Source organism: Phocaeicola faecicola, from assembly GCF_013618865.1.
GTDB lineage: Bacteria > Bacteroidota > Bacteroidia > Bacteroidales > Bacteroidaceae > Phocaeicola > Phocaeicola faecicola.
Window position 1 is genome coordinate 13,361 of the sequence record NZ_JABSOE010000045.1, and the last position, 24,976, is coordinate 38,336.

16 protein-coding genes are annotated in these 24,976 nt (G+C 43.8%); 15 read left to right on the top strand and 1 reads right to left on the bottom strand.

The window, feature by feature from the left end:
* The first annotated feature begins 44 nt into the window (after positions 1–44).
* From guaB to mutL, 7 genes are all read left to right on the top strand, one after another.
* Positions 45–1,520 carry an IMP dehydrogenase gene (gene guaB / locus H3001_RS12580; protein WP_181215132.1) on the top strand — a complete coding sequence of 492 codons (1,476 nt, stop codon included), beginning with the start codon at positions 45–47 and terminating at the stop codon, positions 1,518–1,520.
* Positions 1,521–1,640: 120 nt separating this feature from the next.
* Entirely contained in the window at positions 1,641–2,948 is a 1,308-nt protein-coding gene (locus tag H3001_RS12585) for a peptidylprolyl isomerase (protein WP_178243577.1), read from the top strand.
* 35 nt (positions 2,949–2,983) lie between these two features.
* Positions 2,984–3,850, top strand: coding sequence for a peptidylprolyl isomerase (locus H3001_RS12590; protein ID WP_394367810.1), 867 nt, complete (start codon positions 2,984–2,986; stop codon positions 3,848–3,850).
* Positions 3,843–5,216, top strand: coding sequence for a peptidylprolyl isomerase (locus H3001_RS12595; protein WP_178243576.1), 1,374 nt, complete (start codon positions 3,843–3,845; stop codon positions 5,214–5,216). Before H3001_RS12590 ends, H3001_RS12595 begins: the two co-directional genes overlap by 8 nt.
* Before the next feature lie 15 nt (positions 5,217–5,231).
* On the top strand, positions 5,232–6,923 hold the full coding sequence (locus H3001_RS12600; protein WP_178243575.1) for an OstA-like protein: 1,692 nt from the start codon (positions 5,232–5,234) through the stop codon (positions 6,921–6,923).
* Between the two features lie 3 nt (positions 6,924–6,926).
* Positions 6,927–7,223 carry a hypothetical protein gene (locus H3001_RS12605; protein WP_178243574.1) on the top strand — a complete coding sequence of 99 codons (297 nt, stop codon included), beginning with the start codon at positions 6,927–6,929 and terminating at the stop codon, positions 7,221–7,223.
* 12 nt (positions 7,224–7,235) lie between these two features.
* Positions 7,236–9,137 carry a DNA mismatch repair endonuclease MutL gene (gene mutL, locus H3001_RS12610; protein WP_181215133.1) on the top strand — a complete coding sequence of 634 codons (1,902 nt, stop codon included), beginning with the start codon at positions 7,236–7,238 and terminating at the stop codon, positions 9,135–9,137.
* Positions 9,138–9,306: 169 nt separating this feature from the next.
* On the opposite strand, the gene H3001_RS12615 is transcribed toward mutL, so the two are convergent.
* Positions 9,307–11,442 (bottom strand): TonB-dependent receptor, encoded by a 2,136-nt coding sequence (locus tag H3001_RS12615; protein ID WP_181215141.1) that lies wholly within the window; start codon positions 11,440–11,442, stop codon positions 9,307–9,309.
* A gap of 192 nt (positions 11,443–11,634) precedes the next feature.
* On the opposite strand from H3001_RS12615, the gene H3001_RS12620 reads away from it, so the two are divergent.
* From H3001_RS12620 to H3001_RS12655, 8 genes are all read left to right on the top strand, one after another.
* Positions 11,635–13,158 carry a sensor histidine kinase gene (locus tag H3001_RS12620; protein ID WP_181215134.1) on the top strand — a complete coding sequence of 508 codons (1,524 nt, stop codon included), beginning with the start codon at positions 11,635–11,637 and terminating at the stop codon, positions 13,156–13,158.
* 4 nt (positions 13,159–13,162) lie between these two features.
* Positions 13,163–13,870, top strand: coding sequence for a response regulator transcription factor (locus H3001_RS12625; RefSeq protein ID WP_178243571.1), 708 nt, complete (start codon positions 13,163–13,165; stop codon positions 13,868–13,870).
* 539 nt (positions 13,871–14,409) lie between these two features.
* Positions 14,410–17,814 (top strand): TonB-dependent receptor, encoded by a 3,405-nt coding sequence (locus H3001_RS12630; protein ID WP_181215135.1) that lies wholly within the window; start codon positions 14,410–14,412, stop codon positions 17,812–17,814.
* 12 nt (positions 17,815–17,826) lie between these two features.
* The gene (locus H3001_RS12635) at positions 17,827–19,425 is read left to right on the top strand and encodes a RagB/SusD family nutrient uptake outer membrane protein (RefSeq protein ID WP_181215136.1); all 1,599 of its coding nucleotides are present in this window, start codon (positions 17,827–17,829) and stop codon (positions 19,423–19,425) included.
* A gap of 30 nt (positions 19,426–19,455) precedes the next feature.
* The gene (locus tag H3001_RS12640) at positions 19,456–20,565 is read left to right on the top strand and encodes a glycoside hydrolase family 18 (RefSeq protein ID WP_181215137.1); all 1,110 of its coding nucleotides are present in this window, start codon (positions 19,456–19,458) and stop codon (positions 20,563–20,565) included.
* A 10-nt stretch (positions 20,566–20,575) separates the two neighbouring features.
* The gene (locus tag H3001_RS12645) at positions 20,576–21,745 is read left to right on the top strand and encodes a DUF1735 and LamG domain-containing protein (RefSeq protein WP_181215138.1); all 1,170 of its coding nucleotides are present in this window, start codon (positions 20,576–20,578) and stop codon (positions 21,743–21,745) included.
* Between the two features lie 20 nt (positions 21,746–21,765).
* The gene (locus tag H3001_RS12650; protein ID WP_181215139.1) at positions 21,766–23,172 is read left to right on the top strand and encodes a BT_3987 domain-containing protein; all 1,407 of its coding nucleotides are present in this window, start codon (positions 21,766–21,768) and stop codon (positions 23,170–23,172) included.
* A 23-nt stretch (positions 23,173–23,195) separates the two neighbouring features.
* Positions 23,196–24,689: a BACON domain-containing protein gene (locus H3001_RS12655; protein WP_178245132.1), complete on the top strand. Its 1,494-nt coding sequence runs from the start codon at positions 23,196–23,198 to the stop codon at positions 24,687–24,689.
* Positions 24,690–24,976 lie beyond the last annotated feature (287 nt).

Consider the following 24,976-nt stretch of genomic DNA (forward strand, 5'->3'; position numbering starts at 1 on the left):
GCGTATATTTGCACGCAATAAAATTCTAAAACGCATAAAGCCATATGTCATTTATTGCAGATAAAATCGTAATGGATGGATTGACTTACGACGACGTATTGTTGATCCCAGCCTATTCAGAAGTTCTTCCTAAAGCAGTCGAGTTGTCGACCAAGTTTTCACGCAACATTGAGTTAAAAATCCCGTTTGTGACAGCAGCCATGGATACTGTGACTGAAGCACAGATGGCAATTGCCATTGCTCGCGAAGGAGGTATTGGTGTTATTCATAAGAATATGTCAATCGAGGAGCAGGCACGCCAGGTAGCTATCGTTAAACGTGCTGAGAACGGAATGATTTACGACCCTGTAACCATCAAGAGAGGTTCTACCGTAAAAGATGCGCTGGATATCATGGCAGAATACAAAATCGGTGGTATTCCTGTGGTGGATGATGAAAACTACCTCGTAGGTATCGTAACCAACCGTGACCTCCGTTTTGAAAAGGATATGTCAAAACGCATCGATGAGGTAATGACAAAGGACAACATCGTGACTACCGATCAGGCAACAGACATGGAAACTGCATCAAAGATCCTGCAGGAAAATAAAATTGAAAAATTGCCGGTAGTTGATAAAGATGGCAAACTGGTAGGATTGATTACTTATAAAGACATTACTAAGGCCAAAGATAAACCGATGGCTTGCAAGGATGCCAAAGGACGCTTGCGCGTAGCTGCAGGTGTAGGTGTGACTGCCGATACTTTGCAGCGTATGGAAGCATTGGTAAACGCCGGTGCGGATGCCATCGTAATTGATACAGCTCACGGACATTCATACTCTGTAATCGAAAAACTGAGAGAAGCTAAGAAACGTTTCCCGGATATCGATATCGTAGTAGGTAATATCGCTACGGGTGAAGCTGCCAAGATGCTGGTTGAAGCTGGTGCTGATGCAGTGAAAGTCGGAATCGGTCCGGGTTCAATCTGTACTACACGTGTGGTAGCCGGAGTGGGTGTACCTCAGCTGACTGCTGTATACGATGTGGCAAAAGCCCTGGAAGGTACAGGTGTGCCTTTGATTGCAGACGGTGGATTGCGTTATTCAGGTGATGTGGTAAAAGCATTGGCTGCCGGAGGATACAGCGTAATGATCGGTTCACTGGTTGCCGGTACAGAAGAATCACCGGGTGATACAATTATCTTCAACGGACGTAAGTTTAAGTCATACCGTGGTATGGGTTCTTTGGAAGCTATGGAAAACGGTTCAAAAGACCGCTACTTCCAGGGAGGTACAACTGACGTGAAGAAACTGGTTCCGGAAGGTATCGCTGCCCGTGTACCGTATAAAGGAAGCCTGTATGAGGTAATCTATCAGCTGGTAGGTGGTCTGCGTGCCGGAATGGGTTACTGTGGAGCGCATAACATTACTGAACTGCATAATGCCAAGTTCACCCGTATCACGAATGCCGGTGTGCTGGAAAGCCATCCGCACGACGTGGCAATCACCAGTGAAGCTCCTAACTACAGCCGTCCACAGTAAGGATGGATAATCAGAAATAGACAATACTCTCATTCTGGGCATGGTGGAAGAGTTGCAGCAGCATGGCTACTGTAATTCTCCCATGATGTTCAGAATGTTTTTTTAATAAGGAAACCCTAAATGATGCCAGCGACTAAAATCATTCTGTTGGCAGGAATGTTGACCTTCCTGTCCTGTCTGCACACTAAAGCGGAAAATGAACGTATCACCCAAGAAGAATTTGAATGCTATCTTCGGGTGGAGCCGCCTTCTGCCCCATTGAAAGAAAAGTGGGAGAATTTTATGATGCTGAAGTTGAAGGCTGCCGATGCGAAAGCAAGGGGGTGGGACACTCTTCCTTCTTTTATTCAGCTTTATAAGTCTCTTCAGGGTAGCGTACTGAAATCGTTGTTGCTGGCTTCGGAGAAGTCGGGCCAGGTACCTGCCGCCAAGGGTACAGAGAGAGAGCCGTTGACATGGGTGCGCCTGGAGCAGTATGCGTATCCGCTGGCACAGCATGCCACTCGGAAGGAAGAACGTATGGCAGTCTGCTACATGGACTCCGTGTATGGAGCATTACAGCAACAGTCTGCAGCCTCTTTCTCCAGATGCCGTCATACGCTGACGTGGTATCCCGAAGAAATATTGCTGCAGGAATTTATCTCGCAGACTACTTCGACTCCGGCCAATCAATATTCCAAACCCTTTTATTCGCCGCTGGGGCTGCATATTATCCGTGTCATCGACCGGAAGGTGGCCTGTGATTCTCCCGAAGAGGGAAACCGGTCGGTAAAGGATGCCTGGAAGACGCATAAAGAACTGAATGCCGATGCGTATGAGAAATGGAAAAACAGTTGGACTCCGAGCGACAACGAACGGATTCAGGCCCGGTTGAAGACCGTGCGCGACAGTCTGCTGGCCGTTTGCTGGGATCAGTACAACCTTCTTTCTCTTCCTCGGCAAATTCCGGATGATTCGCTCGACAGTTATTTCAGGCAGCATCAGGAGGAATATCGTTGGGAACTGCCGCATTTTAAAGGAGCCGTTATCTGGTGCAAAAACAAGAAAATGGCTTCGCGCATCAAGCGTTACCTGAAAAAGTGCGATCCCTCTGTATGGGACAAAGCCTTGTCGCGGCTGATGAAGGAAGATACAGGTATACAGGCACGGATGGAAACCGGGCTGTACCAGATTGGAAAGAATCCTTACGTAGACCGTCTGGCCTTCAAGTGCGGTACGTATCCCGAGGATGCTGCATACCCTTATGTCTTTGTCATGGGTAAGCGTCTGAAAAAGGGCCCTGAAGCCTTTTCCGATGTCTATGAAAAAGTAAGCAGAGATTACCGGAGATGGCTGCAACTGCAGCAAATTGCCTCGTTGAAGGAGCGTTTCCCCCTGGATTTTGATTCTGAGGTTTTAAAAACCGTTAATTGTAGCGGAAATAATTAATTATTAGTGTATCTTCGTTCATTAATTCAAAGCAAATGAAACGAATAGGCAAATATTTTTTTCTGATGACGGTCCTGTTGATGTTGGGTGCATGTAAAAATACAGTTGACCATAAAGGAAAGACTCCGCTGGTTGAGGCTGGAGGCAGTTTCCTGTATCAGGAAGATTTGCTGGCATCCATGCCCGCCGGTCTGCATGGAGAAGACAGCGTACATTTTGCACAGAAATACATCCGTAACTGGATAGAGGATGCATTGCTCTATCAGAAGGCAGAAGGAAATATTCCTGAGAACGTAAAGATTGATGAGCTGGTTGCCTCTTATCGCCGTGCCCTGATTATGCATACCTATCAGGAAGAACTGGTCAAACAGAAGGTCGGTGCCGAGATTACCGATGCGGAAATAGAACAATATTATACCCAGAATACCGGAATGTTCCGTGCCGATCAGCCTTATCTGAAAGGACTGTTCATTAAAGTGCCGCTGAATGTTCCGCATTTGAAACAGGTCCGTACCTGGTATAAGTCGAATACGCAGGAATCCATTGACAAACTGGAAAAATTCAGTATTGGAAATGCCGTGAGTTATGATTACTTTTACGACCGCTGGCAACCGCTTTTGGAAGTGGCTGCCAAACTTCCTCTGAAAGAACTGGATACGAATCCGAATTATCCGGACCGTAACCGGAACATTGAAGTCCGTGATACTGCATTCTGCTACCTGCTGCATGTAGAAGACTTCCTGCCGAAGGGGGAATTGTTGCCTTTGGAATTTGCAAAGAGTGAAATAAAAGAAATATTAATCAATCTGAAGCGTGTGAATTTTGTCAATAAGATGAAACAAGATTTGTATAACGAAGCTTCGGAAGACAATGACATTATTTATTATTATAGCAATGAATAAGTTTAAATTTGCCAAGGTCTATTTTTGTATACTGTTGTGTTGGGCCGGAATGTCTGTATACGCACAAGACAATGTAATAGATGAAGTAGTATGGGTGGTAGGTGACGAAGCCATCCTGAAGTCGGATGTGGAAAATGAACGGTTGAACGCCCAGTATGAAAACCGTCGTTTTACCGGCGACCCTTACTGTGTGATTCCAGAAGAACTGGCGGTACAGAAACTCTTCCTGCACCAGGCCGAAATCGACAGTGTGGTAGTTTCCGACCAGGAAGTGCTTCAGCAGGTTGAACAGCGTACTTCATGGCTTATCGACCAGATCGGTTCGAAGGAAAAAATGGAAGAATATTACAACAAGACCTTTACGCAGATCCGTGAAATGTTGCGTGAGAACATCCGTGACGGACTGACTGTACAGCAGATGCAGCAGAAAATCGTAGGTGACATCAAACTGACTCCGGCTGAGGTGCGTAACTATTTCAAGAAGTTGCCTGCCGACAGTATCCCGTTTGTACCCACTCAGGTAGAGGTACAGATCATTACTCAGGAACCGAAGATTGCGGAGGAAGAAATCGAACGGGTAAAGGCCCAGCTTCGTGAGTATACCGACCGAATCAATAAGGGAGAAACAACATTCTCTACACTGGCCCGTTTCTATTCAGAAGACCCGGGTACTGCACGTCGAGGCGGTGAAGGAGGGTTTACCGGACGAGGTGAGCTGGTTCCGGAATTTGCCAATGTGGTCTTTAACCTGACAGATACGAAGAAAGTTTCCAAGGTTTTTGAAACAGAGTTCGGTTTTCATATTGCACAGCTGATCGAGAAGCGCGGTGACCGTGTGAACTACCGTCACATTCTGTTGCGTCCGAAAGTCGACCAGAAACAGATTGATGCCGCATTGAGTCGTCTGGATTCCATTGCCGATGACATCCGCAAGAATAAATTCACCTTTGACGATGCTGCTACATGGATTTCGCAGGACAAGGAAACCCGTAACAACCATGGATTGCTGGCAAATCCTCAGACTAGTACCTCTCGTTTTGAGATGCAGCAGCTGGCAGGACTGGTATCGCAGGATGTGGCCAAGGTAGTAGAGGGAATGCAGATTGGTGAAATTTCCAAACCGTTTACCATGATCAACTCTAAAGGTAAGGAAGTCTGTGCCATTGTGAAGTTGAAAAACCGTATTGACGGTCATAAGGCGACGATTACCGAAGACTATCAGCGTCTGAAAAGCATGGTAACCGCCAAGCGTAGCGAGGAAAAGATTCAGAAATGGATTGTGGAAAAACAGAAAACAACTTATGTACGCATAAATCCTTCATGGAGAAACTGTGATTTCAAGTATCCGGGATGGATTAAGGAATGATTGTAAAATTATTATATGCAAGGAAAATATAACCGAAAAAATAATAAAAGCGGGCATAGGATACTTGGGCTAAGTGTCCTGTGCCTGTTCGGCTTTTGCCTGTCCGTACAGCGTCCTGTACTGATGGCGCAGCAGACCGTACAGCAGCAGACAACTCCTAAGAAGCAGCAGCCCAAGAGCAAGGTCTATCTGTTGCATTCCGATCTGCTCCGTAAGGACTCCCGTCATCCGGATGCTCAGGTAGTGGTGGGAAACGTGGTTTTCCGTCACGACAGCGTGTATATGTATTGCGACAGTGCCTACTACTATGACCAGATCAGTTCATTCGAAGCGTTCAGTAATGTAAAGATGAATCAGGGAGATACCCTGTTCCTGTATGGTGACCGGCTTTACTATGACGGATATACGCAGATTGCCGAAGTGCGTATGAATGTACGTATGGAAAACCGGAACACGACGTTGCTTACCGATAGTTTGAACTATGACCGGGTATATAACTTGGGGTATTTTTTTGATGGCGGAACATTGATGGACGAACAGAACGTGCTGACTTCCGAGTGGGGACAGTACAGTCCTGCTACCAAGCAGTCTGTGTTCAACTATAATGTGAAGCTGGAGAATCCGCAGTTTACTCTGACATCCGATACCCTTCAGTACAATACCGAAAGCAAGGTGGCCAATATTGTAGGTCCTTCTGATATCTGGAGCGACAATAACCACATTTACTCTGAACTGGGTACGTATAATACCGTTACCGGAAAGGCTCATTTGCTGAACCGTTCCATCCTGACCAACGACGGGAAACAGTTGACCGGTGATACGCTTTTCTATGACCGGGATGCTGGTACGGGAGAAGCATTCCATAATATGGTGATGACGGATACCATCAATAAGAACATGATGACCGGTGAGTACGGATTCTATAACGAACGTACCAAATATGCATTTGCTACCGACCGTGCTGTCGGAATCGACTACTCACAGGGAGACAGTCTGTTCCTGCATGCCGATACCCTGATGATGAAGACGTTCCACCTGGAAACCGATTCCATGTTCCGTGAACTGAGGGCTTTCCATAAAGTGCGCTTTTACCGTACCGACCTGCAGGGAGTAGCCGACTCGCTGGTATTCTCTACCAAAGACAGTTGCCTGACCATGTATAAAGACCCTATTTTGTGGAATCAGAACCAGCAGCTGGTAGGCGAGAAAATATGCATTTACATGAACGACAGTACGATAGACTGGGCCCATATCATCAACCAGGCGCTCTCGGTAGAACAGTTGGATTCACTGCTTTACAATCAGGTTACCGGAAAGGAAATGAAATCTTACTTCCGCAACCGGCAAATGTATAAAACAGAAGTGATCGGTTCCGTACGCGTGGTTTATTATCCGATGGACTCCGACAGTACCCTGATTGGAATGAACGTATCGGAAACCAGTAAACTGGACATCTATCTTCAGAATCAGAAACTGGAGAAGATGGTGATGAGCCCGAAATCAAACGGAACCCTTTATCCGATGAATCAGATACCGCCGGGTACAGATCGTCTGGAAAACTTCGTGTGGTTCGATTATATACGTCCGCTGAACAAAGAAGATATCTTCAATTGGCGGACCAAGAAAGTGGAAGACCAGCTGAAGAAAAATGTGCGTGGTCCGGTAACACTGCCAAATCAGCATTTATTTGAAAAAAAGGAGGAATAAATTATGGGAATGTTTACAATGAAGAAACCTCGCGCGTATCATCATGAATACATTTATGTAGATGAACGCAAGGAAAAACTGCAGAAAATGGAAGAGTCTGCTAAACGTGACCTGGGAATGTTGCCTCCCAAGGAGTTTTCTCCCGAAGACATACGGGGAAAGTTTGTGGAAGGTACCACCTATCTGAAACGCCGTAAGGAAAGTGGAAGAAAGCCGTTGAGCTATGCCACCATCTTTGTGGCCATTGCCATTCTGCTGTACATACTGCATTATCTGGTAACCGGAGAATTCACCTTGTAAAATTGAGAAACGATGAGCGATGTAATCCGTTTGTTGCCCGACTCCGTCGCCAATCAGATTGCGGCAGGCGAAGTCATTCAGCGCCCGGCATCGGTGGTCAAGGAGCTGGTAGAAAATGCGATAGATGCCGGAGCCTCCCACATTGATGTGCTGGTTACCGATGCCGGTAAGACCTGCATTCAGGTAATTGACAATGGAAAAGGAATGTCCGAGACCGATGCCCGTCTCGCTTTTGAGCGGCATGCCACCTCCAAAATCCGTGAGGCTTCCGATCTGTTTGCACTGCATACCATGGGATTCCGTGGCGAAGCCCTTGCTTCGATTGCGGCAGTAGCCCAGGTGGAGTTACGCACCTGTCAGAAGGATGCCCAGCTCGGAACACTGATTACCCTGGCAGGGTCGAAAGTCGAAAGTCAGGAAACGGTAGCCTGCGCTCAGGGAAGCAATTTCTGTGTACGCAATCTGTTTTTCAACGTACCAGCCCGACGGAAGTTCCTGAAGTCTAACCAGACCGAACTGAGCAATATTCTGGCAGAATTTGAAAGAATTGCCCTGGTGAACCCCGACGTATCCTTTACCCTTCATCACAATGATACAGAGATGCTGAATCTGCCGGCCATACAGTTGCGCCAGCGGATTATGGGGGTATTCGGGAAAAAACTGAACCAGGACCTGCTTTCCCTTGAGATAGAGACCACCATGGTGAAGATACATGGCTTTATCGGCAAGCCGGAGACTGCCCGTAAAAAAGGCGCCCGTCAGTTCTTTTTCGTCAATGGCCGTTATATGCGTCACCCTTATTTCCATAAGGCGGTTGCAGACGCATACGAAAACCTGATACCCGCCGGAGAACAAGTTTCGTATTTCATATACATGGAAGTCGATCCCGCCAATATCGATGTGAACATTCATCCGACAAAGACTGAAATTAAATTTGATAATGAGCAGGCCATCTGGCAGATTCTTTCTGCTGCGCTAAAGGAGACACTGGGACGCTTCAATGCCGTTCCATCCATCGATTTTGATACGGAAGGCATGCCCGAGATACCGGCTTTTGAGGCCTCTCCTTATGAAGGGGTACGCCCGCCTTCAACTTCGCTCGACCCGTCGTACAATCCTTTCAATGTCTCTTCGGCAACTCCTCCCTCTTCTTATTCTCCTTCTTCAAGGGGACGCCATACGGCTACGGAATGGGAACCTCTGTTTCAGGGACTGGACAAGAAGGCAGCCGTGACACCGGACTGGGATACTCCGGCACAGTCTTTCCCGGCTGAAGAATGGGAACAGCCGGAAGAAACTCCTGCAGCTCCTTCCTTGTATGGGGCTGAATCGGGAGAGAACGTGATGGAAAAGTCTGCCCAGCATTATCAGTACAAAGGTTGTTATATTCTGACTTCCGTCAAGTCGGGACTGATGATTATCGACCAGCACCGGGCACATGTCCGCATCCTGTACGACCGCTATATGGAACAGATTTCCATGCGGAAGCACGCATCGCAGCGCATGCTTTTCCCCGACATGGTTCATTTCTCTCCGGCCGAGATACCCGTACTGGAAAGCATTATGGATGATCTGCAGTCGCTGGGATTCGATTTGAGTAATCTGGGAGGCGGTTCTTATTCCATCAATGGCGTACCTGCCGGAATCGAGGGACTCAATCCGGAAAAACTCGTGGGAGATATGGTGCAGACAGCCATCGAAAAAGGATGTAAGGTGAAAGAGGAGGTGCAGAGCATGCTCGCCCTTTCACTGGCTAAGGCAGCAGCCATTGTTCCTGGTCAGGTGCTGACGAATGAAGAAATGAACAACCTGGTTGACGAACTCTTTGCTCTGGCGACTCCCAACTATACACCGGACGGGAAGACCGTACTTTCTCTGCTGAAGGAAGACGACCTGGAAAAGATGTTTAAATAACCGTGAAGCAAATTTGCTTTCAGGAAACCGAGAGAGGCATTCAAAAAGTTCTCTGCCGGAGATTCCTGGCGAATGCGGCATAAAATATGGAAAAAGGAATATCCGGATGATTTCATTCCGGATGTTCCTTTTTCTTTTTGGTACACTATTCTGCAATTTCCTTCGTAGATTATTTGAACCGTGACGTATCTACGGCCTCTCTTTTCTTCTCCTTATATCCGCCGAACTTCCAGGTAAACGAAATGCCGGCACTTCGGAAACTGGAATACGCATTGGTCACCCACTGGCGTGCATAACGTATCTCCGGGCAGGGCATCGAGGTCTGCAGAATATCCCGGCACCAGGCAGTCAGTACGGCATTCCCTCCCCAAAAAGTATAACGGAGCGTAGCCGAAAGGTTGCCGCACGCAGGAATGTCGTAAATTCCCTGGATGGCACGTCCCTGCAACCGTCCGTCTACCGTCAGACGTACATCCGGCTTGCGGCTCAGCGTGAACGTATTGTTCAGTGATGCGATACCGAGCAACCGTTTGCGGTCGAAAGGAAGATCATAGAAATCCCCGTCTTTCTGCCGCATCCAGATTCCCAGGAGGGTCAGCCGTGAGTTGAGCCATTGTCCCATCTTAAAGGGGATGGAAGCCTGCAGACCCGCCTGCTGCTCGAAGTCGAAGTTCTGGAACTTGTATATTTCCAGCAGTTGATCGGGCGACTGGTAGAGAGTCTGCATGGACCGGTCTTTGGTGTGGTTGAACCAGAGGGTAAAGACATATTTGGACTTCAGGATATACGACAAAGAAGTCGCATACTCGATTTCAGGTTTCAGCAGCGGATTCCCCTGTAGTTCGCTGTACCCTCCGCCCATGTAAGACACCACATCCTGTACCGCCCAGTACTCGGGATAAGTTTTGTCACTGCTGAAATTGAGCTGGACAATGTGTCCGTCGGCAGGCAGATACGTAAGGTTCAGTACCGGATAACAGTCCCATTCTTTCCATACCGGTGTCCGATAATGCTCTGCTGCCAGCGAGAAATCCGCCATCAGCTTCTGTCCGAACGATTTACTGAAGCCGGCATAGAAATTGAACGTCTGCTCCCTGCGGCGCGACTCGACATCCTCCGGTAACACCGTATCCTCCTTCTTTTCTCCTATCTCATTGAAATACGTCTGATACGAATGATCCACAGTCGTGGTATATATCGCCCCGTAATTCAGGCCCCACCCGTTTTTCAGTGCGTGTTCCTGCGACAGAAAGAATTTCCAGGCATTGATACGTTGTCCGGCTTCGGTATAGAAATCGAGTTGCTGTTCCTCCATACGACTGTGCAGCAGCTGTTCATCGGGGGCATTGTACCAGGTAAACTCCGCCCCTGCCTTCATCCCAAAAGGAGTCTGATAATCCAGACGCCCGTTGTGCAGCCACGAAGTCTGGCGGGTCATGCTTTCTGCCATCTGCGTTCCCCGGGTATACTGCCCGATATGACTCGTCGTATATGAACCGTTGTACACCCCGCTCAGCGAGTGATTTTCCCCCAGCTGATAGTCTGCTCCCAAGCGGAAGCTGTGAGTATGGCTCCGTCCGTGTTTCTCCTCTTCGTTCTCGATAAGATGTGTAGACCCGTTGGCCTGCTGCCAGTGACGGGCTTCCTTATGCGTGGTAGTGAAACTTTCCCCGTGGCTATGATCGTAAAGCACATCCATGGACAACCGCTTCCCGTTGTATAACAGTGAGGCCCGTTCCTCAAACGAAGCCTCATAATTCTGGTCGTATTTCCCATAGATTTCCCCCTGTACTGTACCGGGAGTCTCCAGTGAATGACGCAGGCGGATATTGATCATGGCACCCCGTACCTGATAACGGGCAGGAGCCTGATACATCACTTCCACCCGTTCCATCCGGCTGGGAGGCAGGGATTTCAACAAGGCATAAAGCTGGCTGGTACTCATGTTGGTCACCTTACCGTCTATCACTACCGTTACTTCCTGCATGCCTAAAGTCAGTGCACCGTCTTGCTCAATGACACCCGGCAACTCCTTCAGGGCCTCGTAGACATTGTCTACCGGACGGTCCTTAATCATCTGCGGCAGGTCGTACTCCAGTTTACCGGCCGATGCCTTGACCACCGGTCGTTCACCCATTACCATGACTTCGGGGAGCTGTCGGAAAATACTGTCCATACGGGCATCTCCCGTCAGCGGACTGTCTGCCGGAAAAGACTGTGAAGCCTCTTTCCCGATTTCCTTTTGGGCAGAGAGCGGCAGCGCTACACACAGGCAGACTGCCGATAGCAATACATTTCGTCTCATCATTTTCTGTTCCACATTTTGTTTGGTCAATTTTTTTCGTCACCACAAAAATACACGGAGATAACACAACTCCGTGTTACCGAAGACTTATGAAGTCTTATCGAGTGTTATCAGAAAAAAGTGCAGGACAGAAGTGTTATTTAGTCTTACCGATTATCAGAGTATACCGATTAACTGCGTATCTTTATCCTCATGAAACTACCTTCTAAATACATAGTGATGCTTGTCATCCTCTCGCTGGCAGGCATATTTGCCTATCAGACCTATTGGCTGACGGGGCTTTATCATACCATGCGTGCCGACTTGGAGCGCAACATTACGGAAGCCATGCGTATCAGTGACTACAATGAAATGATGATTCGCGTCGAAGGGCTGCAGGAGGAGGATGAAGAACATGGCGAAGTCTCTATCTCCACCGGATTTGACGTGGAGGGAACGCAGTTCGTAAGAAGCAATACCGTGCTTTATCAGGCTCCCGATACGCTTCCGCAAGGATTTACTTCTCAGAACGATACGCTTCATCGAGAAGAGAAAGATACCCTTCGTCCCGCGGCTATGCTCCATGCCAGTAAGGGACTTGACATGCTGCTCCGTAATCAGGATTCCATGATTGGCATGGCGGTTTATCTGCAACGAGGATTGCACTCCGGTCTGGATGTGCTGTCCGAGCCGGTATTCAGTGTATACGACAGCCTGCTCAATGTGATTCTGACCGAGATGAATATTTCCATTCCTTACCGGCTGCAATACCTGCATTCCGGTTACGATGTGAATGGCCGCTGGCTTTTTACCGATACGCTGGGTACAGGAGGTACTCCCGGTTATCAGCCCGGCCCCGAGTCCGTAAGTTACCAATATGCTTTTTCCTCTTCTCAGCGCCACGTTTACCGCCTTACCACGGAACCTTTGGAGGGAATTGTTTTATGGCAGATGGCCGGTATTCTCGCTACTTCATTCGTGATCCTGCTGATTCTCGGTTTCTCTTTCTGGTACCTTATCCATACTATTCTGAGGCAGAAAACCCTGGAAGAAATGAAGAGTGACTTTACCAATAACATTACCCATGAACTGAAAACACCGATAGCCGTAGCCTATGCAGCTACCGATGCCTTGCTTAATTTTCATCAGGTCAATGACGCGGTCAAACGCGAGCGCTATCTTCGTATCTGTCAGGAGCAGTTGCAACGGCTCAGCGGACTGGTGGAGCAGATTCTGTCCATGAGTATGGAGCGGCGCAAGACTTTCCGTCTGCACGTGGAGGAACTTCCTCTGAAAGAACTTCTGTTGCCGCTTGTCGAACAGCATAAACTGAAGGCAGACAAGCCTGTTCATATCTCTCTTGACATTGAGCCTGACGGACTGACTGTGAGGGCCGACCGTACGCATCTGACCAATATCATCAGCAATCTGTTGGATAATGCTATAAAATACTCAGACGGACAGGCTGAGATAACCGTCTGCTGCCGCCGTTATACCGGACAGGACGGAGATACTCATACGGAAATCCGGGTCAGTGATCACGGTATCGGCATTGCCCACGACCGCCTGCCTCATATCTTCGACAAGTTTTACAGGGTACCTACGGGTAACCTGCATGAGGTGAAAGGGTATGGCCTGGGACTGTTCTACGTAAAGACCTTGGTCGAAAAGCATAACGGTACGGTAGAAGTGAAAAGTGAACCCGGAAAGGGTAGTGAATTTACAGTAAGAATTTAAGGTTATGGAGAAAATAAAAGTATTGCTCGTGGAAGATGAAACAACCCTTGCCATGATTATTAAGGACACTCTTGAGGGACAGAATTTCATCCTGGAGACGGCATCCGACGGCGTGGAAGGTTTGCGCCTGTTTTTTGAGATGCGTCCCGACGTGCTTGTGGCCGATGTGATGATGCCCCGTATGGATGGTTTTGAGATGGTACAACGCATCCGGCAAAGCGACCGGAATACACCGGTATTGTTTCTCACGGCACGGTCGGGGGTAAATGATGTGGTAAAAGGGTTCGAACTGGGAGCCAATGATTATCTGAAAAAGCCTTTCAGCATGCAGGAGCTCATCGTACGCATCAAGGCTCTGGTGGGCAGAGCCTGCACTTTCATCCAGTCTGATGCGACTGAACAGACCTGCTATCAGATAGGTAAGTACCGGTTTGACGTCCGGCGGCAACTGTTGTTGTTTGAGAACAGCCGGCAAGAACTCTCACACCGGGAGACTGAGATTTTGAAACGGCTTTACGAGAACCGGAACTGTGTGGTAAACATGCAGGATATTCTGCTGGATCTTTGGGGAGACGATACGTTTTTCAATCAGCGGAGTCTGCATGTATTCATCACCAAACTGAGGCATAAACTGGCCGGAGATGCCAATATCCGCATTATCAATGTACGGGGAGTAGGGTATAAGTTGATTGAAACTGATTCGCTGGGGTGAAGTGCCTGATGATTTTCTCGGCTTTAATTACTATGAATTTCTGAATAGTCGGCCTATATTTATGCCCGGGTATTAATATTGATAGCTTTATCAGAACGGAAGGATATACCCCAATGGAACTGACTGAAGGTAATTGATATGCTTGTAAGATATATCTTTTGTATTGATTTTTTGAAAGTTGCTTGCCATGAATTGATCTAATGATAATGGCAGGTAACTTTTTGCTTTTTGTGGCATGATTCCGCTTTGAGAGTAAGGTGGAAAGAAAAGTTGATTTGTATGATTTTAGTAAACTGCTGGAAAATCTTGATGTTATGGCTATTTGCTTCAGATTTTGTAAAAAAGAATGAAGAAAATATAAAAATAACGTAAGTGTTTTTTAGGAGATACTTGTTTATAGGATAAAAACATATAGGATAAATTATATAGTGATTGATTTGTATTATGAAAGACAATGAATATCTGTATATAAATTGATATCACGATTAACAAAAAGAATATTATTAATTAATTTAATTTATAACCTTAAAAAAGCAGATATGAGAAGCAAAAACTCATGTAAAGGCTCGAAAAAAATATTTCGGGCATTGCTGGCTTCCACGCTGTTGACTGTTCCTGTACAGTTTGCGTCAGCTCAGTTGAATATTGCTTTATCAAATTCCAAATTAGGAACTGTGATTCAGCAGATTCAGTCTCAGTCAAAGTATCAATTCTTTTATGATGACGATCTGGCTTCTATGCCAATTCCTTCCATCAATGTGCAAAACTCATCTGTAGAAGAAGTTTTAAATCAAGTTTTAGCAGGGAAAGGCGTCACTTACAAAGTGGATGAAAATGTAATTTATTTGTCTAAGAATGTGTCTTCGACTCGGAGTATCAGTACTTCATCACAGCAAGAGGCAGAAAAGACAATTACAGGTACCATCGTAGACGCTTCAGGTATGCCGTTGATTGGTGTTACTGTCATGGAGAAGGGTACAACGAACGGATCAATCACTGATTTTGACGGAAAATACTCATTGAAAGTTTCTGCTAATGCCATTGTTCAGTTCTCTTATGTAGGTTATAAGAGCGTAGAAATGTCTGTAAGCGGAAAAACAACCATCGACTTGACTATGAAAGAAGACACAGAAGTCTTGGAAGAAGTGGTTGTAACAGCTTTGGGTATCAAACGTGCAGAAAAAGCCTTGTCATATAACGTACAGCAGGTTAACGCTGATGATATTACAACTAATAAGGACGTTAACTTTGTAAACTCTTTGAGTGGTAAGGTTGCAGGTGTGAATATCAATGCATCATCTTCAGGTGTGGGTGGTGTATCTAAAGTAGTAATGCGTGGTACTAAATCTATCATGCAGTCTTCCAATGCCTTGTATGTAATCGATGGTGTGCCTATCTTCTCAGGAAGAGGTAATAAAGGTGGAACTGAATTTGATTCACAAGGTGCTACCGAACCGATTGCAGATATCAACCCGGAAGATATTGAATCAATGTCTGTATTGACCGGTGCTGCTGCTGCCGCACTTTACGGTTCTGATGCTGCCAACGGTGCGATTGTCATCACTACCAAGAAAGGTAAAGAAGGTAAAATGAGTATTACTGTAAGTAGTAATACAGAATTCACATCTCCATTTGTAATGCCTGAATTCCAGACCCGTTATGGTACAGGTATTGGTGGAGTATTGAGCAACTCTGGTATCTTGAGCTGGGGAGCCAGATTGACAGATGCAAATGCGTTCAATTATTCACCGGAAGATGATTATTTCCAGACCGGTATTACGGGTACTGAAAGTATCTCGTTCTCTACAGGTACTGAAAAGAATCAGACTTATGCATCTGCAGCAGCTGTAAACTCTAAGGGTATTGTTCCTAATAATAAATATAACCGTTATAACTTTACCGTTCGTAACACCACTTCCTTCCTTAACGATAAAATGAAGTTGGATATCGGTGCCAGCTATATCCTTCAGAATGACCGTAACATGACTAACCAGGGTACTTATAATAACCCGTTGGTAGGAGCTTATCTGATCCCGAGAGGTTATGACTGGGAAGATATTAAGATGTATGAACGTTATGATCAGGCCCGTAAGATCTATACACAGTACTGGCCGGTAGGTGATGCGGCTATTGCTATGCAGAACCCGTACTGGATCAACTATCGCAACTTGCGTGAAAGCAAGAAAGACAGATACATGTTGAATGCCGGTTTGAGCTATCAGATCTTTGACTGGTTGAGCATTACCGGTCGTGTCCGCTTGGATAACACTGCTACCAACTATACTGAAAAGTTCTATGCTTCAACCAATACACAGCTGACTGAAAAATCCAGCCGTGGTTTGTATGGCCTTTCTAAGTCAGAAGACAAGCAGTTGTATGCAGACTTCCTGATCAATATCAACAAGAATTTCGGTGAAGACTGGAGCCTGCAGGCTAACTTTGGTGGTTCTTTCTCTGATTTGCGTTATGACCTGATGAAAGTACGTGGTCCTATTGCCGATGGTTCGGAACCCTTCGATGGAGAACGTGTCGGTTTGACAAACTGGTTTGTGATTCAGAACTTGAGTGCCAAGAATACTGAACGTTTGAACGAAGGCTGGCGTGAACAGACTCAGTCTCTTTTCGCTTCAGCTGAATTAGGTTATAAGAGTACTTATTATCTGACTTTGACAGGACGTAATGACTGGCCGTCACAGTTGGCTGGTCCTAAGTCAGAAAGCAAGTCATTCTTCTATCCTTCAGTCGGTGCTTCTGTTGTATTGTCAGAATTGATGCCTAACTTGAACAAGGATTATCTGTCGTACATGAAAGTACGCGGTTCTTGGGCTTCTGTAGGTAATCCTTTTGCCAGATATTTGGCTAATCCACGTTACGAATGGAAACCTACTGGAGGTTCTGGACAGTGGAGTAATACTACTCAGTATCCTGCATATAACCTGAAACCTGAAAGAACAAATTCTTTTGAAGTAGGTGTGACATTGAAGTTCTTGAAGAACTTTGACTTGGATGTAACTTACTACAATGCCAAGACAATGAACCAGACATTTAATCCGGATCTGCCTGTAAATGGATTTTCTGCAATCTATCTTCAGACAGGTGCTGTCCGCAACCAGGGTGTTGAATTGGCATTAGGATATAAAAACACTTGGAATAAGTTTACATGGGATACCGGTATCACTTATTCTATGAATAGAAATAAGATTTTGGAACTGGCTTCCAATGCAGTTAACCCGGCAACAGGAGAACCTATTTCTATTTCTACATTAAATGTAGGTGGTCTGGGTGAAACTCGCTTCCTGTTGAGAGAAGGTGGTTCTATGGGAGACTTGTATTCTTTGATTGATCTGCAGCGCGATGCTAACGGAAAGATCTATGTAGACGCCAATGGACAGATTGCTACAGAAACTATCAGCGATCCTAACAATTACATTAAATTGGGAAGTGTATTGCCAAAAGGTAATTTGTCATGGAGAAACAACTTTAGCTGGAACAACTTCAATGTAGGCTTCCTGGTTACAGCTCGTCTGGGAGGTATCGTCTTCTCTCGTACTCAGGCTATGTTGGACTATTTCGGTGTATCTGAAGCTACTGCTGCAGCTCGTGATTTGGGTTATGTAGTAATCAATGACAATGACCACATTAATCCGGAAACTTGGTATAATGTAATCGGTGGTGGTACATCTGTTCCTCAGTATTATACTTATTCTGCTACTAACGTACGCTTGCAGGAGGTTTCTGTCGGATATACATTCCCAAGAAAATGGTTGCGTGATATCTGTGATATCAGACTTTCTTTGGTAGGACGTAATCTTTGGATGATTTATAATAAAGCTCCATTCGACCCGGAAAGTATTGCTTCTACAGACAATTTCTATCAGGGTATTGATTATTTCATGATGCCGGCATTGCGTAATATCGGATTTAACCTGAGCTTTAAATTTTAATAGTTAATAGGTATGAAAAAACATATAATAAATAAATTGGTGGTTGGAGCTTTTCTTTTGGCTGCAACCTCATGTACAGACAAATATTTTGATATCAACTCCAATCCTTATCAGCCGGGAAATTTGAATCCTGATGATTATGCTTTGGGTTCGGCAATGAGCAATCTGGCTAGTGCCGTTATTTCTTCGGATGTCAACACGGCTCAGTTTACTGATTGCTTGTTGGGAGGACCGATGGGTGGATATTTCGCAGATTCTAACTCTGGTTGGTCAAATACAATCTCAAATTATAATGCGAAAAACGACTGGACACGTGTCTTCCTGATGAGTGACCGTGTGATTGCCACTTTGTATACTAACTTGAATGCGGTGAAAATTGTATCTGAGTCTACCAGTAATCCGGTGCCTTATGCAATTGCTCAGATCATCAAGGTTGCTGCCATGAGCCGTGTAACTGATACTTATGGCGCGATTCCTTATTCTAAGATCGGAGAAGATGGTAAAATCACCACTCCATACGATTCTCAGGAGGAAGTATACAATAAGTTCTTTGAAGAACTGGATGGGGCAATCACTACATTGACAGCCAATAGTGATGCTCGATTGGTGCCTTCTGCTGACTATGTATATGGAGGTGATGTCCAGAAATGGATAAAATTTGCAAATTCTCTTAAATTGCGTCTGGCTATTCGTATTGCTTATGCTAACGTAGATAAGGCCAGAGCAATGGCTGAAAGTGCAATTACTCAGGAATTTGGTGTTATTACTGAGAATGAAGATAATGCAGCATGGAATTATTTCAGCGCAATCAGTAATCCGATATATACTGCTGTAAGATATAATGAAAAAACGTCGGGTGGAGATACTCATGTGGCTGCCGATATCGTTTGCTATATGAACGGTTACAATGACCCTCGTCGCGCTGCTTATTTTGAAGCATCCGGATGGAGTGGCAAAGAATTCGTAGGTTTGCGCAGAGGTATCAACATGAAGAAGGCGGATAGCTACTTCTCAAAATATTCAAGAGTAAATATTTCTGCTTCTGCTCCAGTAATGTGGATGAATGCGGCCGAAGTTGCTTTCTTGCGTGCCGAAGGAAAAGCTGTTTTTGGCTTTAATATGGGTGGTGAGGCAAAAGACTTCTATAATGAAGGTATTCGCTTGTCTTTTGAACAATATGGTGTAGGTGGATATGAACAGTATATTGAGGATGAAACAAGTGTTCCTGACATTTATACAGACCCGGCTGGCTTGAACTCATACGAGTCAACTATTTCTGATATTACCATTAAATGGGATGAAACAGCTGATGTAGAGAAAAAACAGGAAAGAATCATTACTCAGAAGTGGATTGCCAACTGGATTTTGGGAAATGAAGCTTGGGCTGATTACCGTCGTACCGGTTATCCAAAGTTAATTCCTGCTACAGTTGAAGGAAACATGAGTGGAGGTATTGTGGATAGTGAACGTGGTGCCCGTCGTATGCCATATCCGTTGGAAGAGTATACAAGTAATACTGAAAATGTACAGAATGCCGTAAATCTCTATCTGAATGGAGTTGATAATATGAGCGTTGATGTATGGTGGGCTTGTAAACCTGGAAATAAATAATTTTGGTACATTATCTTAATTGTGAATTCTATGAATATTAATAAATATAATCCGTTAAAAAGAACTGCAGTTGCAGTTTTTGCGACAATGGCTTTGTTTTCTTGTTCAGACTGGACAGAGACAGAGAGCTTGGGTATAAAGAATCCGACATTGGAGGAGGAAAATTCTGCTCTTTATGAAGCTTATATCAATTCATTGAATGAATATAAGGGAAGTGAACATAAAGTAGCTATTGCTAAGTTTGACAATAAACAGTCTGATCCTTCTGGTCAGGGAGAACGTATTGCTGCATTGCCTGACAGTATAGATTATGTGATATTGAACGATGCTGACAATCTGAATTCTGCTACAGTGCAGGATATGCAGGATATTCGTAAGAAAGGTACTCGTACTCTTTTCTCAATCGATTATTCTGTGATAGAAAAAGATTATAAGGCATTTATCGAAAATCAAGGAGCAGGTGAAACTCCGGATAATGGTGCAGAAACTACCGAAGGAAATGAAGGAGAAGTTGAACCGGAAGTTGATGGATTCCTTGAATTCTGCGGACAGCGTATGGATTATTATTTAGGATTGTACCAGAAGTATGGATACGATGGTATCAATGTTATCTATTCAGGTATTGATCCATTGGCACTTCCTGAGGCTGATAAACTTCAGTTGGAAGCGCGTCAGCAGCTTTTCTTCGGAAGAATTGAAGAATGGAAAAATGCAAATGCAAATGCCGTTCTTTTCTTTGAAGGTAAGCCACAAAATCTTCTTTATGACAAAGCCTTATTGAAGAAAGCTTCCTTTATTATCATCCCGGTAGAAGATGCCGTAAATCGTGAAGACATTTTGTTTGCGGTTAATATGTCTTTGATAGAAGGTGTTCCTGCAGATCGTTTTGTCTTTGGAGTTACAATTCCTTCTTTGACTGACAGCAAGGATAAAACCGGATACTTTGAGGCTCAGGAAAACGGTAAACCTATGTATGCTGTAAAGGGAGCTGCATTGGTGGTTATTTCAAATAATGATAATTTTGTTCAGGCGGGATTGTGTATCTCTCGTTCTCAGAATGATTACTATTTTGGTGTGAAAAGCAATTATAAGAATATTAAAGAAGCCATTTCTATAATGAATCCATCACCATTAAATTAAAATGTGCGTTATGAAACTTTTTAAATTAAATATTTTCGCTTTTTGTATGGCCGCCTTATGGACCGGCTGTAGTTCGAATGACGTAGAGGAGCATCACTTCGACAATAAATTATTTGTGAATGTGGAGACTCCGGTCGAAGAATTGGTTTTTAAATCTGGTTCAGAAGTTGTCACTGAAACTCGTGAACTGACTGTGGCAACTGCTTTGCAGGCTACCGAGGCTATTACTGGTAAATTTGTAGCCAATCCTTCATTGACTAGTACTTATAATCTGATTTATAACGCTAATGCCCAGCCATTACCCGCAGAAATGTGTGTGATTGAAGAGCCGGAAGCTAAAATTAAAGTAGGAGGTACGGTTTCTGCATCGGTAACAGTTACTTTCACAAATCTTCAGCAGTTGGATCGTGATTTGGTATACGTAATGCCGGTTGAACTGGTGGATGTACAGGGTATTGATGTACTGGCATCCAAAACTAAGACTTATTTTATTTTCAAGGGAGCTTCTTTGATCAATGTAGTAGCAGACATTGCTCAGAATAACTTGCCGGTTAATTGGAATACTCCTGACTTGGTACGTTCAATGAAGACAATCACTGTGGAGGCTTTGATCAGAGTTCGTGATTTTGGTACTTCAAATGGTTTGAAAGGTGAGGCTATGAGTACTATCTTTGGTATAGAAGGAAAATTCCTCCTTCGTATCGGAGATGCAGGTTTCCCTCAGAATCAGGTGCAGATGGTAAATCCGAATGGAAACTTTCCGGAAGGTAATTCTGAATTAGGTTTGCCTGTTGACCAGTGGGTACATGTAGCTGCTGTATGGGATGCAACAACAGGTGATAGAATTATGTATACGAACGGTCAGGAAGTTGCACGTGATGCAGGGGCTTCAGGTACAGTAAATTTGACTAGTGGTTCTTGTTATGTAGGAAAAGCATGGAACGATGACCGTTGGTTGGATGGTGAGATCTCAGAACTCCGAGTTTGGAGTGTGCAGAGAACACAGGAACAGATTGCTTCAAGCATGTATGAGGTCGATCCAAATACAGATGGCTTGGTTGCATATTGGAAATTTGATGAAGGTGCAGGAAAGCAAGTAAAAGACCATACAGCAAATGGAAACAATATTACTGCTGTAAATGATTTGACTTGGACCAAAGTTTCTTTGCCTGAAAAATAATAACTTTTTATCTTAAAATTATGAATAAAATAATATTTTCATTAGCCTTAATATGCGGTTCACTGCTTTTTACCTCTTGTGAGGATGACTTGGTGGTTGGCACAGTGAATCAGGGTGCTTATAATAATATCGGGAAACTTGAAGCCTCTTTAAAAGATAAGAATAGCGGACTTTCTGATAATATTGTAGAGCTTAGAACAAAAGCGTATGCAACAGCTGTAAATGTAAATCTGACAAAAGCCCCTATGAAGGGAGTCGATTTTACCATTTCTTACGATGCTGATTATTTGCAGGAATATAATGCGTTGCATGGAACAGATTTCAAATTGTTCCCTAAAGAATTGATGTCGCTGGACGGTGCTGCTGAGGCTAGTATTCTGATGGCTCCGGATGAAAAACAGTCTTTGGCTGTTAACTTGACTATTCAGCCGGCAACAGATGATTTGGAAGAAGGAGAAACCTATGTTTTGCCTTTGAAAATTACTTCTGCAGAGTCTGGTGTAAGTCTTTCTTCAAATAGTCATTGCGTTTATTTGGTTAAAAACTATCACAGTGAATCAGATTGCGACAAAGGCGAAGATGCTGTAAAGAACTTCCTTTATTTTGAAGTTAATGATACAAACCCTTTGAATGCATTGGAATTTGTAAGAGAAGATGGTAAGTTGTTTTTTGACTATGTAGTTTTATTTGCTGCCAATATTAATTGGAATGCAGAAACAGGAAGAGTGTATGTATATAATAACCCTAACGTACAGTTCCTCCTGGATAATAATGAACAATATTTGCAGCCTTTGCGTAAACGCGGTATAAAGGTTATTCTTGGTATCTTAGGAAACCATGATGCATCTGGAGTATGTCAGTTATCTGATATGGGATGTCGGGAATTTGCGAGAGAATTGGCTGCAATTTGTGAGGCTTACAACTTGGATGGTGTAAACTTTGATGATGAGTATTCTAATTATCCGGATTTGAGCAATCCTTGGTTTACTAGTCATTCTTCACAGGCGGGAGCGCGTTTGTTGTATGAAACCAAGAAGGCAATGCCTGATAAATTGGTTACTGTTTACTATTTGGGAGGATTGAGTTCACGTTGCCCTTCTGTAAATGGAATAACTCCTAATAATTTTGTGGATTTAGTGGTTGCCGATTATGGGCAGAGTACTAGTCCGATGGATGGAATGACTAAGAAACAATGTGCGGGAATGTCTGTCGAACTGAGACGTGGCTATGGAAGTACTACTGAGGATTATGCACGTAGTGTTAAAGAAGATGGCTATGGAATGTATATGTGGTTTGCCTTGGATCCATCTTTGTACGGTAGCCAGGTATATCGTATACAGAATGTTTGTAAAGGGTTATATGAGCAGGAGTTGAAATATCCTAGCTATTACTATAAGAAAAATGATAATAAGAGATATTCGTTATAGTTGTTTTAAATTAGGCATTTCATATGAAAAAAATATTGATGATTTTAGCAACTGTAGGGTTGTTTTATAGTTGTTCAAATGACAACTCTGATGAAAATTTGAGTACAGGAACAGACTTTATCAATCTGTCTGAAGATACATTGTCTGTTGGCCCTGATGGAGGTAATTTAGATGTACTCGTTGAAAGTTCTGGAGACTGGGCTCTGGTAGGCCCTAAAGTAGATTGGACATCTCCTTCTATGACAAAGGGACAGAATGGACAGACTTTAACATTTAATGTTAAACCTAATGAGGTCAATAAAGTGTTGTCAAATACCTATAAAATATTTACAGGATCTGCAGTACAAAAATTGACTGTAATTTCTAACCCTTCAATGATGCTGGAACTGGTATCAGAACCTGAAGTTGCTGTTACTTCAGAAAAGACAGTGGTTAATATTTCTTTGTCAACAAATGAAACGAATTTGAGCTATGAGTTTTCTAATGAAGGAGCTCAGTGGATTAAGGTTCTTTCTTTTGAATCTGCTTTTGGCAAAGAGACACTTCTCTTAGAGGTCAGTGCAAATGATAAATATGTATCGCGCAACTCTGTATTGACAATTAAAGGTTCTGAGAAATCTGTAACTGTTGATATTACACAGGCTCAGCAGGATGCATTGCTGGAAGACGGAGAGGTATATAAAGAAACTGGTTTGTCAGAAGGTGATTTGCAGTTTGATGTTAAGACCAATATTGATTATGAATTGAGCGAATTGCCGGAATGGATTGAACTGAAGGAAACCATAAAGGGAGAAACTGTAGATGGATTGCAAAAGCAGACTTTGGTATTCCATGTTTTGGAAGCTATTGCATCTAGAAGAACAGATATCTCTCTTATGAAAGATTCTAAAGTTTATTTGACCTTGACTGCAAAACAGCAGAATCCTAATCCTGTGATGGTTACAATTCCTGATCTGAACTTTAGACAGGCATTGGCAGAAAAAGAATGGGTCATCTTAGGAGAAACTGATGAAGATGCGGAATGCGAATTGCTTGAGAAGGGAATTACGGAAACAACGCTTGATTTGTCTGGAACTTTGTGGAATAATTACGATATAACTTCTTTGGAGGGTATAGAGCAGTTCCCGCAAATTAAAGTATTGAAATTGGCTTACAATGAAATGGAAGTTATCGATATTTCTAAATTGAAGAATGTAGAAGAACTGAACTTCCAGTCTGTATATCCTTTGCATACAGTAATTATTGGGGATAATCCGGTAACTTCAGTGGTATTTAATGATTACGTGGAATCTTCTTCTTTGTCAATTTCTGGAACTAATATTACAAATATCAATGCTTATCTGTCATCATGGTCTAGTTACTATGATATATTGACAACGTTGGATGTTACAGGTTGTCCGAAACTGAAAACTTGCAATGTTGATCGTCAGAAACTGCAAACTCTTTATGTGACTCAGGAACAGAAAGACAATGTTGAATTTACTATTCGGGAAACTTGTCAGATTGTGGTAAAATGATAAACTTATGTTATATTGATATAGTTTAAGATTTATCAATTTGATAGAAATAAAAGGCTACATCATAATGAGATGTGTTTTAGAAGTTCACTGATAACTTTTAGCTCATTTCAATATATGGTGTAGCCTTTTTCTGCTTTAGATGCATTTGTCTTTATAATTAGGGATATTCAGTAAATGTCCCTAAAAAGTAAGGTGGCATATAAAGTCGATAGAGTATAATCACTTTATATGCCATTGCTATTGCCCTTTTTCTGTGTTTTTTCATATAATCCTATCAGTTGGAC

Bases quoted from the DNA above. Each gene is read 5' to 3' on its own strand.
- guaB (WP_181215132.1), top strand. From the start codon at position 45: ATGTCATTTATTGCAGATAAAATCGTAATGGATGGATTGACTTACGAC.
- H3001_RS12585 (WP_178243577.1), top strand. From the start codon at position 1,641: ATGATGCCAGCGACTAAAATCATTCTGTTGGCAGGAATGTTGACCTTC.
- H3001_RS12590 (WP_394367810.1), top strand. From the start codon at position 2,984: ATGAAACGAATAGGCAAATATTTTTTTCTGATGACGGTCCTGTTGATG.
- H3001_RS12595 (WP_178243576.1), top strand. From the start codon at position 3,843: ATGAATAAGTTTAAATTTGCCAAGGTCTATTTTTGTATACTGTTGTGT.
- H3001_RS12600 (WP_178243575.1), top strand. From the start codon at position 5,232: ATGCAAGGAAAATATAACCGAAAAAATAATAAAAGCGGGCATAGGATA.
- H3001_RS12605 (WP_178243574.1), top strand. From the start codon at position 6,927: ATGGGAATGTTTACAATGAAGAAACCTCGCGCGTATCATCATGAATAC.
- mutL (WP_181215133.1), top strand. From the start codon at position 7,236: ATGAGCGATGTAATCCGTTTGTTGCCCGACTCCGTCGCCAATCAGATT.
- H3001_RS12615 (WP_181215141.1), bottom strand. From the start codon at position 11,442: ATGAGACGAAATGTATTGCTATCGGCAGTCTGCCTGTGTGTAGCGCTG.
- H3001_RS12620 (WP_181215134.1), top strand. From the start codon at position 11,635: ATGAAACTACCTTCTAAATACATAGTGATGCTTGTCATCCTCTCGCTG.
- H3001_RS12625 (WP_178243571.1), top strand. From the start codon at position 13,163: ATGGAGAAAATAAAAGTATTGCTCGTGGAAGATGAAACAACCCTTGCC.
- H3001_RS12630 (WP_181215135.1), top strand. From the start codon at position 14,410: ATGAGAAGCAAAAACTCATGTAAAGGCTCGAAAAAAATATTTCGGGCA.
- H3001_RS12635 (WP_181215136.1), top strand. From the start codon at position 17,827: ATGAAAAAACATATAATAAATAAATTGGTGGTTGGAGCTTTTCTTTTG.
- H3001_RS12640 (WP_181215137.1), top strand. From the start codon at position 19,456: ATGAATATTAATAAATATAATCCGTTAAAAAGAACTGCAGTTGCAGTT.
- H3001_RS12645 (WP_181215138.1), top strand. From the start codon at position 20,576: ATGAAACTTTTTAAATTAAATATTTTCGCTTTTTGTATGGCCGCCTTA.
- H3001_RS12650 (WP_181215139.1), top strand. From the start codon at position 21,766: ATGAATAAAATAATATTTTCATTAGCCTTAATATGCGGTTCACTGCTT.
- H3001_RS12655 (WP_178245132.1), top strand. From the start codon at position 23,196: ATGAAAAAAATATTGATGATTTTAGCAACTGTAGGGTTGTTTTATAGT.